The organism is Desulfurivibrio alkaliphilus AHT 2 (genome assembly GCF_000092205.1).
Classification (GTDB): Bacteria; Desulfobacterota; Desulfobulbia; order Desulfobulbales; family Desulfurivibrionaceae; genus Desulfurivibrio; species Desulfurivibrio alkaliphilus.
Window position 1 is genome coordinate 2,427,328 of sequence record NC_014216.1, and the last position, 16,201, is coordinate 2,443,528.

Genomic DNA, 16,201 nt, shown 5'->3' on the forward strand with positions numbered 1-16,201 from the left:
GACCAGGGGAAGGTGGTGCACAGGGCTGCCCGCCCCATAGGGAGGATTGAAGCGGACAGCCTTGTTTGAAATACTTATTAGGGTTTGTCTTCTTGTTGGACGTAGTTCACGTAGTCGGGCAGCACTTTTTCCCACGGCCAGATAGCTACCCACGAGCCATCGACCTGTTGGCCCCAGGTGTACCGGTCAGGACGCAAGCCGAAGCTGCGGCCTTCACTATCGGTATTGAAGATATGCTGCTTGCGATCAGCCCGGCCTACCCGGTTACCCCACGCGCCGAAACCATAGGGATAATTGGGCTCATCCTCCCAGCCGGTCCGGCCATTGAAAACGTCCAGCTTATCTTCCCAGTCCCCGTGACACATTCCGCAACTGTTCACGCGGGTTTTATTCAAACGAACTCTGCCGTCTGGATCGGGGTTGGCACCTGTTGTAGTGAACAGGGTTTTATCAGCGTCGGTAGTGTATTCGATCACCCCCCCTGCGCCATCAGATACTGCTTTACCCACACCGTGGGCACTATGACAATCGAAACAGGCCTGACGGTAATGATAGAAAGCTTCACCGCCTTTGGCGTAATAGCTCAACCGGATATCCATATCCTGCTGGTGATCGCGCCGTCCCTTGCCGTCGATGGAGACCTGACGGTTGCCGGTACCCCAGGCCGGACGGGTGTATTGCATTACATCCATGAAGTCGTGCTCACCCAACACAAAACCCCGGTTGTCGTTGGTACCGGCATCGTAGGGAGCGGCAGCACTTCCAGGTTCGTAGATTAGGTTTTTCTGGGCCCGGGTATGACACTGTTCACAGGCCATTTTCCTGGTCGGATCGGTCATGGCCAGGGCGGCCGGGTTGACGATCATGGCGGGGTCGCCGAAGGATTCGGCGTGCGCCCGACCAGGGCCGTGGCACGTCTCGCAGGAGATCTCGATTTCAGAGATAAAGACCTGGCGCAACTCGTCGCCCGGAGTTTCTCCTTCCACGTAGGCGGCTTTGGCGGCAACCCAGGCGTCGGCATCGAAACCGGTGGTGTGGCAGGCGATACACTGTTCCTGCCAGGAGTTAGTGGTGCCGTACATGCTGCTCTTTTCGATATTGGCCATGTAGGCAGCTACCGTCTCGCCTGCCACGGCCGCATCGTACAATGCCTTTGAGGCCTTCAGCGCATCCAGCTCGATGGTAAGAAACTTGTAGCCGGCTCGCCTCAAGTCGCCCGCAAAAGACACCGTATCCATGTCCTCATCAACGGTCCAGCTGATGCCATTGTCTTTGCTGTAAGCGTACCGGGCCGCTTCCACCGGGCCACCGTCATAGTAAACGGCATAGCGCTGTTTGCGGGTTTCACCGATGATAACTTCGATTTCATCCCAATCATACTGCTTATCGGTGACATAAATTACTCTGTTAACACCTGCCCATTCAGCTTTATCTTTGATCTCCGAGGGCACGTCAGCCAGGCTGGCCCCGGCCAGAACCATGTAGGAGCTGAGCATATCCCAGTTTTCCCTCACCCCGGGCAGGAACTTATCCAGGGCGGCTTGCTGGTGCTGCTCGTATGTTTTATTGGAGTTGTTAACCGATTCAAAGGCTTCCTGGGTTACAGCCGGGCCCCAGGTGGACTTGCGGGTGTGCCAACTGCCTTTCCATTCGGCGTGCTCATCCTTATGGCACAAGCCACAGGTCTGGGCACCGACGTAGTCGCTTTTTACGGTGACCGGTACATCACCATCAAGCTTAGCCTCCAACTCCTCAATCTTCTGTTCAAGTTCCGCAATAACCTCCGGGTCAAACGCATTTTCCAGGGCCGCTTCCAGGTCCGCGATCTGCTGCTGCAGGCCTTCGGCTACCGCCGGATCAACATCTTTGCCATCCTTGCCGTCATCGCCGCTACAGGCGCCAAGGCCCAACAACAGGGCCAAGGCCAGCGGCAAAGCCAGGGTTGTCAACCAACTCCTCTCCTTCTTCATCAGCTCTCCTCCCAAATCCTTATTTTGGGTTTTACCTTATTTTCCCCGTCCGGCACGGAAGAACGGTTCCTCCTACCGGCGCCGCTTCCTCCCCGGGCGCCGTGCCGAAACTGGGTCCAGTACTGAGCGACAGTTTGCTGGCAATAGCGGCAGCATTCAAGAGAAGAAAAACGCACAAAAAAACCCTGCCTGTGAATTTTTCTTCACAGGCAGGGTTATGCTTTTACTACCGAGACTTCCCCAAAACAGCGCCGGCTGACAGAGTCTGTTGAACAAACTTCACAAACAACTTTTTTTTGGGGATCAAACTTATCTTGCCGGTTTATTACCCAACATCCATTATGGAGTCAAGGGGGAGCTGGGGATTTTGGTGGAGATCGCCAGCAAAAAAAGTTACAAGTAACCCAAAAAAAAACTGACCCCGCAAGGCCGGCAAAAGATGAACGACTCCTTTCTCCAGATGTTTCTGATCTACCTTTTTTATGGGGCGGCCTTTTTCGCCATCGGGGTAGCCATCATTTCACGGCTGAGCACCTTCGCCTTTTTGCGCATCGCCGGTATTTTCTGGTTGCTGGCCCTTTTTGCCTTCAGCCACGCCATGCACGAATGGCTGGAGATGTTCCTCTACCTGGAGCCGGACCACTACCTGGCCCTGCCGATCCGCCGCCTGAGCCTGTTGCTGCTGGCGGGCTCCTTTATCTTTCTCCTCTTCTTCGGCATCAACTTCCACAGCTTGCTCAACCAGCGCCTCATGCCCTGGCTCTGGGGGCTGCCGGTTGTATCAACGGCCATCTTTTTTCTGCTGCTGAGCAACCACGCGGCGCTGCCGGTGGAGGCCTTCCTCAATGTGGTCGATTACAGCTCCCGTAAATGTTACGCCTTGCCCGCCTCGCTGCTCTCCGGCAGCGCCTTTCTGCTCTACGCCAACCGCCAGCGCTCCTTAAGTCGCAAGGGCGCCGGTAATCTCGCCGGGGCGGGGCTGGCCTTTATAGCTTACGGGATACTGGCCGGCCTGATACCTTCCGACAACCAGTTGGGAGCAATGCCGATCCAGTTCTGGCGGGGGCTGACCGCCTTTATCATCCTCCACTTCATCATGTACGCCCTGGACCTTTTTTCCCAGGAACGAGACAGCCTGATCAACAGCCAGTTGCAGCGAGCAGCCCAGGCCGACAAACTGGAAGCCATCGGCCGACTGGCGGCGGGAATTGCCCATGAGATCAACAACCCGTTGGCCAACGCCTCTTTGCAACTGGAACTGCTCAAGCAGGATCCCACCGTCGCCTTTCTGCCGGAAAAAAGCTGTCAGCGGGTAAAAAATATTACCTCCAGTGTGGACAAAAGCGCAAAAATTGCCAGCGAACTGCTGCACCTGGTTGATCAACGCCAGGAAATCACCACTTATGAGCCCGTCACCATCCGCCCCTTGGTCGAAACCGTCTGGCGGGAGTTGAACGGTATTTCAGAAAAACATGGCCTGGACAACCTCCTTCCCGCTTCTCTAACGATCTACGGCCTGCCGCTGAAACTGGAACAACTCTTCCGCAACCTGCTGGCAAACGCCCTGGACGCCATGCCCGGCGGCGGGGTGATCTCCATCGCAGGCAGGCAGGAGGGCGACCAGGTTATCGTCGAGTTGCAGGATGAGGGGGGGGGCATTGAGGAAAACCACCAACTTCTGGCTAAGGAACCTTTCTTCACCACCAAAGAGGTGGGCAAGGGCACCGGCCTGGGGCTGGCGATCTGCCATGGCATCATGGCCCAGCACAACGGCACGCTGGAAATCGAATCCCGCCGTGACCGCCAGGGAACAGTGGTTACACTGTTTTTTTCCCCCACCGCCATCAAGCCGGTAACTTCTTCAATTGGAAACAGTGCCCATGAACGAGCAAGGCCCCATTCTGGTAGTCGATGACGACCGGGATTTGCGTGAAACCATCGAGGAAATTCTCTCTCCGGAAGGTTTCAACGTGGTTTGCTGCGGCAGCGCCGACAGCGCCCTGGCGCTAATCCAGGACACCCCGTTCGCCCTTATTCTGCTGGACATGATCATGCCCGGCACCGATGGGATGACCGCCATCAACCTGATCCGCAAGGTGTCTCCCCGGGTGCGGATCGTGGTCATTACCGCCTATGCCTCGATTCCCAATGCCGTTGAAGCCATGCGCAGAGGCGCCAACGACTATCTCGTCAAACCGTTCAGTATCGAGACCCTTTTGACCACCGTTCGCCGCAACCTGGCGGAAGCAGAACTGGACAACCACCAGTGCGCCGATATAGATGCCGTTTTCCAAGGGCTGGCCAACATGCTGCGGCGACAAATAATCACCACCTTGCAGCAGCGAGGGGACTGCCGCTTCATGGAACTGGTACGAGCCCTGGCCGTAGAGGATCATACCAAGGTCAACTTTCACCTCAAAACCCTGCGGGAAGCCGGCTTTGTCAGCCAGCGACAAAACAAAAGCTATTACCTGACCCCGGCTGGACTGCGGGCGGCCAACTGCCTGAACATGATCAATAAAGGGGTTTAAGACTGTTTCACCAGAACAGGTAAAGGAGGACCATCCCAAGCAGCAGGCGGTAAACCACAAAAGGCTGCATGCCGATCCGGCGGATGAAGGCCAGAAAGTAGTGGATGCAAAGGTAGGCGGCCAGGCCGGCCAGGATGGTGCCGAGCAGCAGACTTCCCCACTCCACCACTTCATCGGAACCCAGCAGGGTAAGAACTTCCAGGCCGATGGCCAGAATAATCACCGGGATGGAAAGGAGAAAGGAAAAACGGCTGGCCGCCTCTCGGCTCAAGCCCAGAAAAAGCGCGGCGGTCATGGTGATACCGGAGCGCGAGGTACCGGGGATCAGGGCCAGGGCCTGGGCACAGCCGATGATGGCCACATCCTTCCAGCTTAGGCTGTGCTCATCCCGGCCGTTTTTATGCTTCCAGTCGGACCAGGCCAGCAGCAGGCCAAACCCGATCAAACTAAGCCCGATCACCACCGGCGAACGCCACTCATTTTCCACCAGCCCCTTGAGGGCCAGACCGGCCAGCCCCACGGGAATGGTGCCCAGCAGCACCGCCCAGGCCAGCCGGCTCTCCCCCACCAGTTGGCGACGCTGCAGCGAACGGCACCAGTCGCGGCTCATTTCCGCCAGTTCCCGGCGGAAATAGTATAGCACCGCCCCCAGGCTACCCAAGTGCACGGCGATATCAAAGCTCAGGCCCTGATCCGGCCAATCGGTGAAGACCGGCACCAGGATCAGGTGAGCCGAGGAGGAGATGGGCAGAAATTCGGTGAGGCCCTGCACCACGGCCAGGATGATAATCTGCAGTAAATCCATGGGGGGCACCTATAACCGGCCGGCAAGCCGGTGGTCAATAAAAAAACAATTCTATTTGCTTTGCACTGTGCCATGTGGTAGTAAAGATTGTTATAAATGATTAATTTGGCTCAGAGCTTTTCTTTTTATCATCTAATTTAGCTTTCCTTTTTTGTTAATGTTGAACATGAAACAGGCCACCGAACATAACCGTACCAACCCGGCTGAGAGCCCTGGGGATCTAATGGAAGAAAAAAAGGTAAGCGCTTCGGCTCAGCTTCTTTCCATGGAGATCCTGGAGCAAGCCGCCGAATGCTTGCGTACCCTGGCCCACCCCCATCGGCTGCGGATCGTCCAGATTCTGCTGGATCATGAAGAGTCGGTGGGAGAATTGGCCCGGGCCTGCGAGTTGCCCAGCCACATGGTTTCCGAACACCTTCGTCTGCTGAAGGATCGTGGCTTTCTGGAAAGTCGCCGGGATGGCCGCAAGGTGTTCTACAGTATCGCCGAACCGGCCCTGGCCAGCATCATGCACTGTATCGAGGAGCGTTTCGGAAGTTCCCAGCAATCACCCACCCCGCACCAATAAGCCACACCTCCTTTTTTGCTTTACCCTCCCGCCATGTGCTACATTGTAGCTGTTTCGTCGGTTGCGCTCGCTGCCGGTTAATTCCGCCATCAAGCAAAATAAACCACACCGACAAACAGTAGAAGGAACCATCAGCAAATAGCAATATTTATTGACATATTCTCTGGTTCCGATATATCTAAATTAGAGAACTTGTGTCGGTGTCAGCCCAAAACACTTTTCCCGCAAGAGGTTCCCCTGGCATGATGACCGCCCTGAATATTCTGGTACTGATTGGCGCCGCCATGCACCTGGCTTCAATCTACCTGGTCTCCAAGCTTGTTCGTGAGCTGCCCCAGGACAACCTGCGCCAGGGCTGGAAAATTTTGGGAATTTTCATCTTTTTCTTTTTTGTCAGCTATCTGGTTTATGTGTTTCTGCAACAGAGCAGAACCGGGGAGCTCAGTGGCGTCGACCTGATCGCACCGTTTATCCTTTTTTTCGGGGCGATTTTTGTGCTCTTGGTCAACCTGCTTTCCCTCAAGACCACCCTGGAGCTCAAGCGGATCTGCACCCTTGAGCAGGAAAATATTACCGACCCTCTGCTGGGCATCTACAACCGCCGCTACCTCGAGGAGATGCTGGAACTGGAGTTTCGTCTTTCCCGTCGTGACGGATTGCCATTGTCCATACTGCTGCTGGATATCGACCATTTTAAGGAAGTAAACGATAAGCACGGGCATTTGGCCGGCGATCGCACCCTGCTTAACCTGGTTCAAGAAATCAAGGGCAACCTCCGGGAAACCGACCAGCTGGCCCGCTACGGGGGAGAGGAAATATTGATCATGCTGCCCCATACCCCAGAGGACGGGGCAAAGTTGGTAGCGGAGAAAATCCGCCGGGGCATAGCCGGTGGGATCATGGTGGCAGCCGGCGAACGGGAAGACGAAGGGTGGCCGGATATCTCCATTACAGTCAGTATCGGGGTGGCGGGATTAAGAGATGAGTTCAGCTCGGGAAAAGAGCTGTTTGCCAAGGCCGACCAGGCCCTTTACCGGGCCAAGAAAACGGGCCGCAATCGCTGTGTGGCGGCGTCCGAGCTGGAGCAAAAAAAGAAATAAAAAAACACCCGCCGGGGCGGCAACTGCCGCCACCGGGCGGGTGCAGGAGAAGGAGCTTTAGAAACGAGCCTCGAAGGTCACGTAAACCTGATCGGCTTTGTCAACGGCGGCTACACCCATGGCTGCCGCTTCCGTCCTGTCTGAAGATTTGCCCAGGTCGTAGGGGCGCATGTTCCAGTCCAGCGAACCGGTATAGTCATAATCGTAGTGCTGGTAACCAACCCGAATAAAGGCGTTGCCAAAGCGCGAAACCGGCCGGCCGGGGATGTCATAAATCCCGTAGATTTCAAAAACCTGACCTCGGGTGGCCAGCTTGGAGGCGTAAATGTCGTCATGGCCCGGGCTCATCCCGATCCAGTACTCACTGCCGTAGTTGTACTCGGCGCCAAACTTGAAGGCGGTCTGGGGCAGATCATAGCGAACACCAAGATAAATGGAGTAACCGTTTTCCGAATCCGTATTGGGGCCATCGGTTCCCATCATCATGGCCATATAATCGTTAAACATCCCGTTGCGGTTGGGATCGGTGCGGCTCCAGCCGCCACCGATGAAGTAGTTGAGATTCTGCCATTGGTCCATATACATGGCCGAAGTGTGATAGATGTCGCCAATGTTGTCCCGGGGTCCCATCATATTTGCAACTTCGGCCGCCACCATGGCGTCGGAGATATCGGGATAGTTGAAGACCTCCTTGGCCACATAGGACTGGAAGTAGACAAAACGACTGCCCTGGTTGTAGATATCCCAGCTGATCCCCATGAAATCGGTATCTTTGAGGGTGTTTTCGCCCAGGCCGGCCTCGAACCCGCGGCCGTAACAGAAACGTACCCGACCGGGCAGATCGATAAGGTTGAATAATTTGTCGTAGGCATAACCGATGGTTAAACCGTCAAAGGGCCAGTCCATGTAGGAGAGCGGGGTGGCCATCCTGGTTTCGCTGTTCATCCTTAACTGGCTGGGCGGGCCGTCGGTGGTGGGGCGGCGGCCGATGGAAAACCAGAAGTTGGTGTCGGCGATGTTGTTCCAGTTAACAATGGCCCGGTCCACCAGCAGCTTGTTGTCATCCACCCGACGACCGGAATTGCCGTCAATTCCAGGATAACCACCAAAGAAACCGCCATCGTCATTGGGCGCATTCTGCATCCCCCAGGCCTTGAACATGGCCAGGCGGCCGACGAATTCGACGTTATCCTGGGCCTTGGCGTACATGTTCAGCCGCAGGCGGTTGGTCATCAGGTTTTTGTTCTTTTCGGTAATTTTTTTGGTGTCAGTGGGCACCGGGTCCGTAAAGCCGGGAGGAACAACGTAATTGGTGCCCACATAACGATCACGGCTGTAGTAATCGTAGCGGCTACGAAAGTCGCCGGACAGGTGAAAACGGGTGCTCATGTCGTGCCAGAGGGTATCATCCAGCTCGGCGGTGTGCGCTTTTAACTCCTCCACCTCACGGGTCAGGGCCTCGACTCTCTCCTCCAGGCTTAATTCCTGCGCCAGCGCCGCGCCGGGGATCACCAGCGCCCCGGCCAAAGCCAACATACTGATCTTTTTCCTCATCACTCTTCTCCTGATATATTGATCATCTTTGCCGGCATAACTGCCGACGGTTGTGTACCACCCCTGGTAACGAGCGGTAAAAACCGGCAAAAGAAAAACAGGCTGGTGGGAACAAAAGTCCATCGGTAAAAAACCGTTACGTGTCATATTGTCTAAATGTTCCGATATGTCAACACAAAAAAGCAAAAATGGCGAAAAACTTACCACAGAGTCACAGACAAACAGCGGCCATCAAATCAATATATGCAACTTAAAATACGATATTAAAACAAAACAGAAGGGGTAACCAGCAGGCACTGGTCACTGAACAGAGAGCAGGGTGGTGAGGGTTGGTGGAGGGGTAAAAAAAAGCTGGGGCCTGGTGTTTTCACCAGGCTTGGTAAGTGGGAAAAATCAGATCACGTTAAGCCGGCCCGGAGAAGCGTCGGTAACCCTGCCGATAATGCCAAAATCCAGGGGGTAGCGGCGTTTGTGCAAGCGTTCGGCCATGGCCGCGATACTCTTGGGCGGGGCGGCAATCAGCAGGCCGCCGGAGGTTTGCGGGTCGTAAAGAACCATCTCCCGGGGGTCGGTGTCGGGCAGCCGGCAATCGACAAACTGTTGAAAGTGCTGGCGGTTGTGGTGGGCGCCGGCGGGAATGATCCCCATCCCGGCAAAGTGGAGGGTTTCCGGCAGCAGCGGTACCGCCGCCGCCTCTATTTCCACCCCCACGCCGGAAGCGGCAGCCATTTCAGACAGATGGCCAAGCAGGCCGAAACCAGTGATATCGGTACAGGCATGGGCGCCGGAACTGGTCATCACCTGGGCCGCCTCTCGGTTAAGCAGCGCCATCACCCGACCGATCAATTTCTCCGTGCCGGCCCCGGTCAGCCCGCCTTTGATGGCGGTGGCCAACACCCCGGTGCCGATGGGTTTGGTTAACAGCAACTGATCGCCGGGCCTGGCCCCGGAGTTAAGCAGCAAACGGCTGGGGTGAACGGTACCGGTAACCGAGAGGCCATATTTAATTTCTTCATCCTCAATGGAGTGGCCGCCCACCAGCAGGGCCCCGGCTTCGGTTACCATATCCAGCCCGCCCTTCAGAATATCCCGCAGGATGCTGCAATCCAGCTTTTTTACCGGAAAGGCCACCAGATTCATGGCCAGCAAAGGGGTGCCGCCCATGGCATAAACGTCGCTTAAGGCGTTGGCCGCGGCAATTTGGCCGAACAGGTAAGGATCGTCCACGATGGGGGTAAAAAAATCCACCGTCTGGATCAGGGCGGTCTCGTCATTAAGGCGATATACCCCGGCATCCTCACCGCCGCCGATACCAGCCAGCAGGCGCGGATCATCGGCGCCCGGCACGCCCAACTCCGCCAATACCCGGTCCAGGTCCCCCGGACCCAGCTTGGCGGCTCAACCGGCGGCTTTTACGGTGCTGGTAAGTTTGTGTGCCATAAATAACCTAATAATTGTTCCAGTAATCGTTCAGCAGTGCCGCAGGTTCGGGCAAGCAGCCAAGCGCAGCGTACCCCTGTACGTAAGCTTGGCTGATCGCCCGAAGATGCGGTGCTGCTGAACGATTACTACTCGAGTTCATCGCGGCCTTCCCGGGCCAGCAGATCGCGCACCGCTTCCCGACAGGGTTTATCCTGATAAATCACCTGGTAAACCTGCTCCAAAATAGGCATCTCCACCTTCATTTTCTGCGCCAGGTCCCAGGCTGAGGCCGTGGTTTTGATCCCTTCAGCCACCATCTGCATCTCATCCAGGATTTCCGCCAGGGTCATTCCCTGGCCCAGTTTCAGGCCGACTCCCCGGTTGCGGCTCAGTTCACCGGTGCAGGTCAGCACCAGATCACCCAACCCGGCCAGCCCGGAAAAGGTTAGGGGCTTGGCCCCCATTTTCACGCCCAACCGGGTAATCTCCGCCAGCCCTCGGGTGATCAGGGCCGCCCTGGAGTTGGTGCCGTAGCCCAGGCCGTCGCTGATTCCGGCGGCAATGGCGATGATGTTCTTCAACGCCCCGCCCAGTTCCTGGCCGATCAGATCGGTACCGGCATAGACCCGAAAACGCTCGGTAAAAAACAGTTCCTGAAAAAAACGGGACTCCTCGGCCAGGGCGGCCGCCACGGTGACGGCGGTGGGCAGACCTTCGGCTACTTCGCGGGCAAAACTGGGACCGGCCAGCACCCCCAGTGGATGATTGACCGCCGGTGCCGCCGTAGACCCGGTGTTGCCGGGGCAGGCCTCGGGACCGGGCAGCAAAGATCCGGCCGGGTCTTGGCTTAATTCCTGGGCCATGACTTGGGTCATGGTCAACAGGGTGTCGTTTTCGATCCCTTTGGCGGCGGAAATAATGGCCGTTGCCGGGCTAAGGTGGGGAATAAGTTGCCGGAAAACGGCTCGGAAGCCATGGGAGGGAACGACCATCACCACCGCCTGACAGCCGGCCACCACGGCCGGATCGGCACCGGGAAAAATATTTTCGGGCAGGGAAAAGTCGGGCAGGTAGCGGCTGTTGCGACGGCTTTGGCGCATCTCGGCCACCCGCTCCGGGGTGTGGCCCACCAGCTCGACCGGATAACCCTTTCTGGCCAGCACCAAGGCCAGAGCGGTTCCCCAGCTGCCGGCTCCCACCACCGCTATTCGTTCCGCCGCCGGCAGTACCATAACGCTTATTTTTCCCCGTTTTCCGGTTCGTTTTCAGGCTCGGTTTCAGGCTCGTCTTCGTCCTCTCCGTTGACCGATTCGGCCAGGCGATCCAGCGCCACCACCTTTTCTTCCGCCCCCAGGTTGAACAGCCTGACTCCCTGGGTGTTGCGGCCGATTACCCGCAGGTCTGTCATGGGCATGCGGATGATCTGGCCGGCGTTGGTGATCATCATCACCTGGTCTTCATCGGTGACCTGCAGCATGCCCACCACCGCGCCGTTGCGTTCGCTGGCTTTAATCGCCATCACGCCCTTGCCGCCCCGGCGAATCAGGCGATATTCATCAACCAGGGTACGCTTGCCGTAGCCGTTTTCGGTAACCACCAGGATGGAAGTTTCCGGGTCACCGGAAAGCACCGATACCCCTACCAGTTCATCGGCCGAGCCCAGGTTGATCCCCCGCACCCCGGTGGCGCCGCGCCCCATGGGCCGGATATCGCCTTCATGGAAACGGACCGCCATACCCTTGCGGGAGAGCAGCAGGATTTCGTTATCGCCGTAGGTAAGGGCGGCGGCCAGAATTTCGTCGTCTTCACGGAAGGTCAGGGCAATTTTACCCCGCCGCACCGGCCGGCTGAATTCTTGGATGGTGGTTTTCTTGACCACTCCTTTCCTGGTGGCCATCAGGATGTAACATTCCCTGCCTTCCGGCACCTCAAAGGACTGCACCGGCAGAATCGCCGCCAGTTTTTCCTCCGGTGCCAGATCCAGCAGGTTAACCACCGCCTTGCCCCGGGCCAGCCGCCCGGCTTGGGGAATTTCATAAACCTTGCGCCAGAAGACCCGGCCCCGGTTGGTAAAAAAGAGCAGGGTGTCGTGGGTGGAAGCCACATGCATCCAACTGATAAAGTCATCATCGATTCCGCCCGCCCCGCGAATCCCCTTGCCCCCACGGCGCTGGGCCCGGTACAAATCCACCGGGTTGCGCTTGATGTAACCGGCATGGGTTACGGTAACCACCATATCTTCGCGGGCGATCATATCTTCGGGGAGAATTTCGTCGGGGGCCTCGATGATCTCGGTGCGCCGCTCATCACCGTACTGTTCCCGGATGGCTTCGAACTCCTGGCGAATGATCTGCAGCACCAATGATTCATCGGCCAGTACCCGGCGCAGCCATTCGATCTCTTTCATCAGGGCCTGGTACTCCTCGATGATCTTTTCCCGCTCCAGGCCGGTTAAGCGGTGCAGCCGCATCTCCAAAATGGCCTGGGCCTGGATGGCGCTTAAGGCGAAACGGTTGATCAACCCTTCCCGGGCCTCGTTGGGGTTGGCCGAAGATTTGATCAACTCCACCACCTCATCCAGATTGGTGATGGCGATTTTAAGACCTTCCAGAATATGGGCCTTCTCTTCGGCCTTGCGCAGATCATGGGCGGTGCGCCGGTAGACCACGGTTTTACGGTGGAGGATAAAGTGCTCCAGAATCTGGCGCAGGTTAAGGATCTCCGGCCGATTATTAACGATGGAAAGCAGGATGATCCCGTAACCGCGCTGCAAGGGGGTCATCTTGTAGAGCTGATTGATGACCACTTCAGCGTTTTCATCCTTTTTCAAATCCAGCACGATCCGCATGCCCTGACGATCGGATTCGTCCCGCACTTCGGAGATCGATTCAATCTTTTTCTCCTTGACCAGCAGGGCAATCCGCTCGATCAGGGTGGTTTTGTTCTGCTGGTAGGGAATCTCGGTGATAATGATGGACTCCCGGCCGTTTTTCTGCTTTTCCACCTCGCAGCGGGAGCGCAGCATCAGGGAACCGCGACCGGTTTCGTAAGCCTCGCGGATCCCCGCCCGGCCACAGATATAGGCGCCGGTGGGAAAATCCGGACCGCTGATATGCTCCATCAAAGCGCTGACCGTAATGTTGGGATCTTCGATCATGGCGATCAGGCCGTCGATTACCTCCCGCAGGTTGTGGGGCGGAATGTTGGTGGCCATCCCCACCGCGATGCCCGCCGCGCCGTTGATCAGCAGGTTGGGGATGCGGGCCGGCAGAACCAGCGGTTCCGTCATGGAGTTGTCGTAGTTGGGAACAAAATCGACCGTCTCTTTATCGAGATCGCTGATCAGATCCTGGTCGATTCTGGTCATCCGGGCTTCGGTGTAACGCATGGCCGCCGGCGGGTCGCCATCCACCGAACCGAAGTTGCCCTGGCCGTCCACCAGGGGGTAGCGCATGGAAAAACTCTGGGCCATCCGCACCAGGGTATCGTAGACGGCGGAATCGCCGTGGGGGTGATACTTACCGATTACATCGCCGACGATACGGGCGGATTTTAAGAAGGGGCGGTTATAGTAGTTGTTCAACTCGCGCATGGCGAACAACACCCGGCGATGAACCGGCTTCAAACCATCCCGCACATCGGGCAGGGCCCGGCCGATGATTACGCTCATGGCGTAATCAAGGTAGGATTTGCGCAGTTCTTTTTCGATGGAAATGGTGGGCGGCAATGCCGGTTTATCTGTTTCAACCATGAGAAATCAAAACCTTACCTTTAAATTATCGGAAAATCCGGGCTGTAAGCCTGTTACTTAAACAATCTGTAACAGTTAAATATTTTAAAAAAATTAAATATCCAGGGAGGAAACTTCCAGGGCGTTGCTCTGGATGAAATCCCGCCGCGGTTCCACCTTATCCCCCATCAGGGTGGTGAAAATCTCGTCCGCCCCCTCGGCGTCGTCGATGGTGACCTGCAGCAGGATCCGGTTTTCCGGGTTCATGGTGGTGGCCCACAACTGTTCCGGGTTCATTTCACCCAAACCTTTGTAGCGCTGCAAAGAACTGCCCTTGAAAGATTCACTGCGAATGCTCTCCAGCATCTCTCGCCAGGAGTTGACCTCGATTTGCTGGTTTTTGACCTCCACGGTAAATTTACCGTCCAAATAAGGGCTTACCCGGGGATAGTGTTTTAAAACCTGGCGGTACTCGGGCAACAGGGGAATCTGTGGGCCCACGGTGACCAGCAGGTGGGCCTTATCCTTAAGGGCCGCGTCGAACTCATAACAACTGGGCCGCCAGCGGCAGGGCCGGATATTGCCCAGAATAAACTTCTCCCCGCTCAACCGCTGGTGCAATTGGTTCAACAGCGGCTCATTTTCAAACTGGTCGGCGGAATGGACGTTTTCGGTCACCAGAAAGCGCAGGATATCTTCCCAGAGGTTGCTTCGCTCCAGGTATTCCACCAGCCGCTGGTAATGGGAAAGATCCTTGAGCAGCGCAACCAGCTCCTCCCCTGCCACGGTCCGCCCATCTTCCGTGTTGACACTGCACATGGTGCTGGCCTGTTGAAAGAGGAAACTGTTCAGGGAATAATCATCCAGGAAAAACTTTTCCTTTTTACCCCGGCTCAGCCGGTAGAGCGGCGGCTGACCGATATAGACGTTACCATTTTCCACCAAAGGCAGCATCTGGCGGTAAAAGAAGGTCAGCAGCAGGGTGCGGATATGGGCTCCGTCGACATCGGCGTCGGTCATGATGATGATCTTGTGGTAGCGCAGCTTATCGAGGTCGAACTCTTCCTTGCCGATACCGGTACCCAGGGCGGCGATGATCTGTTTGATCTCCTCGCTGCTCAGCACCTTTTCAAAACGGGCCTTTTCCACATTCATGATTTTGCCGCGCAAGGGCAGAATGGCCTGGAAGAAGCGATCCCGGCCCTGCTTGGCGCTGCCGCCGGCGGAGTCGCCCTCCACCAGAAAAATCTCCCGTTTCGCGGGGTCTTTGGTCTGGCATTCGGCCAGTTTGGCGGCCATCAAGACATCCATGCCGCTGCCTTTTTTACGGGACAGCTCCTTGGCCCGGCGAGCCGCTTCCCGGGCCCGGGCCGCTTCCACCGCCTTGCTCAGGATCTTGCGGGCCTCCTGGGGGTTTTCCTCCAGGTAACGGGAAATCTTTTCGTGGCAGATGGAATCGACGATATATTTAACCTCGCTGTTACCCAGCTTGGTTTTGGTCTGGCCCTCAAACTGGGGGCTGGGCACCCGGGTGGAGATAATACAGGTGATCCCTTCCCTTACATCGTCGCCACTCAGTTTTTCCCGCAGGTTCTTGGGTACGATATCGTCGCTGGCATAACGGTTAATACACTTGGTCAGCGCCATGCGGAAACCGGCCACGTGGCTGCCGCCTTCCTTGGTGTAGATGTTGTTGACGTAAGAGTGCAGCCGCTCGGTGTAGCCTTCAAAATACTGGAAGGCCACCTCCACCTGTACGTTGTCTTTTCCCCCCTGAACGAAAACCGGCTCACTGTGCACCGGGGTCCGATTGCGATTGAGATACTCGACGAAAGACTTGATCCCGCCCTTGAAATGAAACTCGTCCTCGGCCCCGGTACGTTCGTCGTGGATTTTTATCTTGACGTTTTTGTTAAGAAAAGCCAGTTCCCGCAAACGGGCCTGGATAATCTCATATTTGAATTCGGTGGTTTCGGTAAAGATCCCCGGGTCGGGCAGGAAGGTAATCTTGGTGCCGCTTTTTTCCGTTTCACCAACCACTTCCACCTCGCCTTCCTTGACTCCGTAGCGGTAGGTCTGGCGATGGATCTTGCCGTTGCGTTTAATTTCGGCAATGGTCTTAAGACTCAGGGCGTTTACCACCGAAACCCCAACGCCGTGCAGACCGCCGGAAACCTTGTAGGTAGAATGATCGAACTTACCGCCGGCATGGAGGGTGCACATGACCAGCTCCAGGGCAGAGACCCCCTCGGTGGGATGGATCTCCACCGGGATACCGCGGCCGTTGTCTTCCGAACTGACGCTGCCGTCTTTGTGGATGGTAATTTTAATCCGGTCACAGTAACCGGCCAGTGCTTCGTCGATGCTGTTGTCCACCACCTCGTAGACCAGGTGGTGTAAACCTTCCTCGGCGGTATTGCCGATGTACATCGCCGGCCTTTTTCTTACCCCTTCCAGGCCGGTTAAAACTTTGATCTGGGCGGCGCCGTAATCGTTGGTCACTGTTTCGTTATCACTCAAG

Annotated in this window: 11 protein-coding genes; 4 read left to right on the forward strand and 7 right to left on the reverse strand. The window is 56.5% G+C overall.

From position 1 onward, the window contains the following. Window positions 1–77: 77 nt before the first annotated feature. Window positions 78–1,922 carry a multiheme c-type cytochrome gene (locus DAAHT2_RS10650; RefSeq protein WP_162014304.1) on the reverse strand — a complete coding sequence of 615 codons (1,845 nt, stop codon included), beginning with the start codon at window positions 1,920–1,922 and terminating at the stop codon, window positions 78–80. A 487-nt stretch (window positions 1,923–2,409) separates the two neighbouring features. Here DAAHT2_RS10650 and DAAHT2_RS10655 point away from each other — a divergent pair, with 487 nt between their 5' ends. Next, on the forward strand, window positions 2,410–3,885 hold the full coding sequence (locus tag DAAHT2_RS10655) for a sensor histidine kinase (protein WP_013164286.1): 1,476 nt from the start codon (window positions 2,410–2,412) through the stop codon (window positions 3,883–3,885). Then, window positions 3,851–4,501, forward strand: coding sequence for a response regulator (locus DAAHT2_RS10660; protein ID WP_013164287.1), 651 nt, complete (start codon window positions 3,851–3,853; stop codon window positions 4,499–4,501). Before DAAHT2_RS10655 ends, DAAHT2_RS10660 begins: the two co-directional genes overlap by 35 nt. Window positions 4,502–4,508: 7 nt before the next feature. On the opposite strand, the gene DAAHT2_RS10665 is transcribed toward DAAHT2_RS10660, so the two are convergent. Next, window positions 4,509–5,306, reverse strand: a complete 798-nt coding sequence (locus DAAHT2_RS10665; protein ID WP_013164288.1) for an undecaprenyl-diphosphate phosphatase — start codon at window positions 5,304–5,306, stop codon at window positions 4,509–4,511. Between the two features lie 223 nt (window positions 5,307–5,529). Between DAAHT2_RS10665 and DAAHT2_RS10670 the strand changes: the two genes are divergently transcribed. Both DAAHT2_RS10670 and DAAHT2_RS10675 read left to right on the forward strand, forming a co-directional pair. Then, window positions 5,530–5,874 (forward strand): ArsR/SmtB family transcription factor, encoded by a 345-nt coding sequence (locus DAAHT2_RS10670; RefSeq protein ID WP_041718965.1) that lies wholly within the window; start codon window positions 5,530–5,532, stop codon window positions 5,872–5,874. A gap of 242 nt (window positions 5,875–6,116) precedes the next feature. Further along, on the forward strand, window positions 6,117–6,974 hold the full coding sequence (locus tag DAAHT2_RS10675) for a GGDEF domain-containing protein (protein WP_013164290.1): 858 nt from the start codon (window positions 6,117–6,119) through the stop codon (window positions 6,972–6,974). A 57-nt stretch (window positions 6,975–7,031) separates the two neighbouring features. Here the strand turns inward: DAAHT2_RS10675 and DAAHT2_RS10680 are convergent, their stop codons facing one another. The 5 genes from DAAHT2_RS10680 to gyrB form a co-directional block, all read right to left on the reverse strand. After that, complete coding sequence (locus tag DAAHT2_RS10680) at window positions 7,032–8,528, reverse strand: DUF3373 domain-containing protein (protein WP_013164291.1); 1,497 nt, start codon at window positions 8,526–8,528, stop codon at window positions 7,032–7,034. 393 nt (window positions 8,529–8,921) lie between these two features. Beyond that, window positions 8,922–9,968, reverse strand: a complete 1,047-nt coding sequence (gene selD / locus DAAHT2_RS10685) for a selenide, water dikinase SelD (protein ID WP_083774421.1) — start codon at window positions 9,966–9,968, stop codon at window positions 8,922–8,924. Window positions 9,969–10,096: 128 nt separating this feature from the next. Continuing rightward, on the reverse strand, window positions 10,097–11,182 hold the full coding sequence (locus tag DAAHT2_RS10690) for an NAD(P)H-dependent glycerol-3-phosphate dehydrogenase (protein ID WP_013164293.1): 1,086 nt from the start codon (window positions 11,180–11,182) through the stop codon (window positions 10,097–10,099). 5 nt (window positions 11,183–11,187) lie between these two features. Beyond that, complete coding sequence (gene gyrA, locus DAAHT2_RS10695; protein WP_013164294.1) at window positions 11,188–13,701, reverse strand: DNA gyrase subunit A; 2,514 nt, start codon at window positions 13,699–13,701, stop codon at window positions 11,188–11,190. Window positions 13,702–13,794: 93 nt separating this feature from the next. Continuing rightward, the gene (gene gyrB / locus DAAHT2_RS10700) at window positions 13,795–16,200 is read right to left on the reverse strand and encodes a DNA topoisomerase (ATP-hydrolyzing) subunit B (protein WP_013164295.1); all 2,406 of its coding nucleotides are present in this window, start codon (window positions 16,198–16,200) and stop codon (window positions 13,795–13,797) included. Between the last annotated feature and the right edge of the window lies 1 nt (window position 16,201).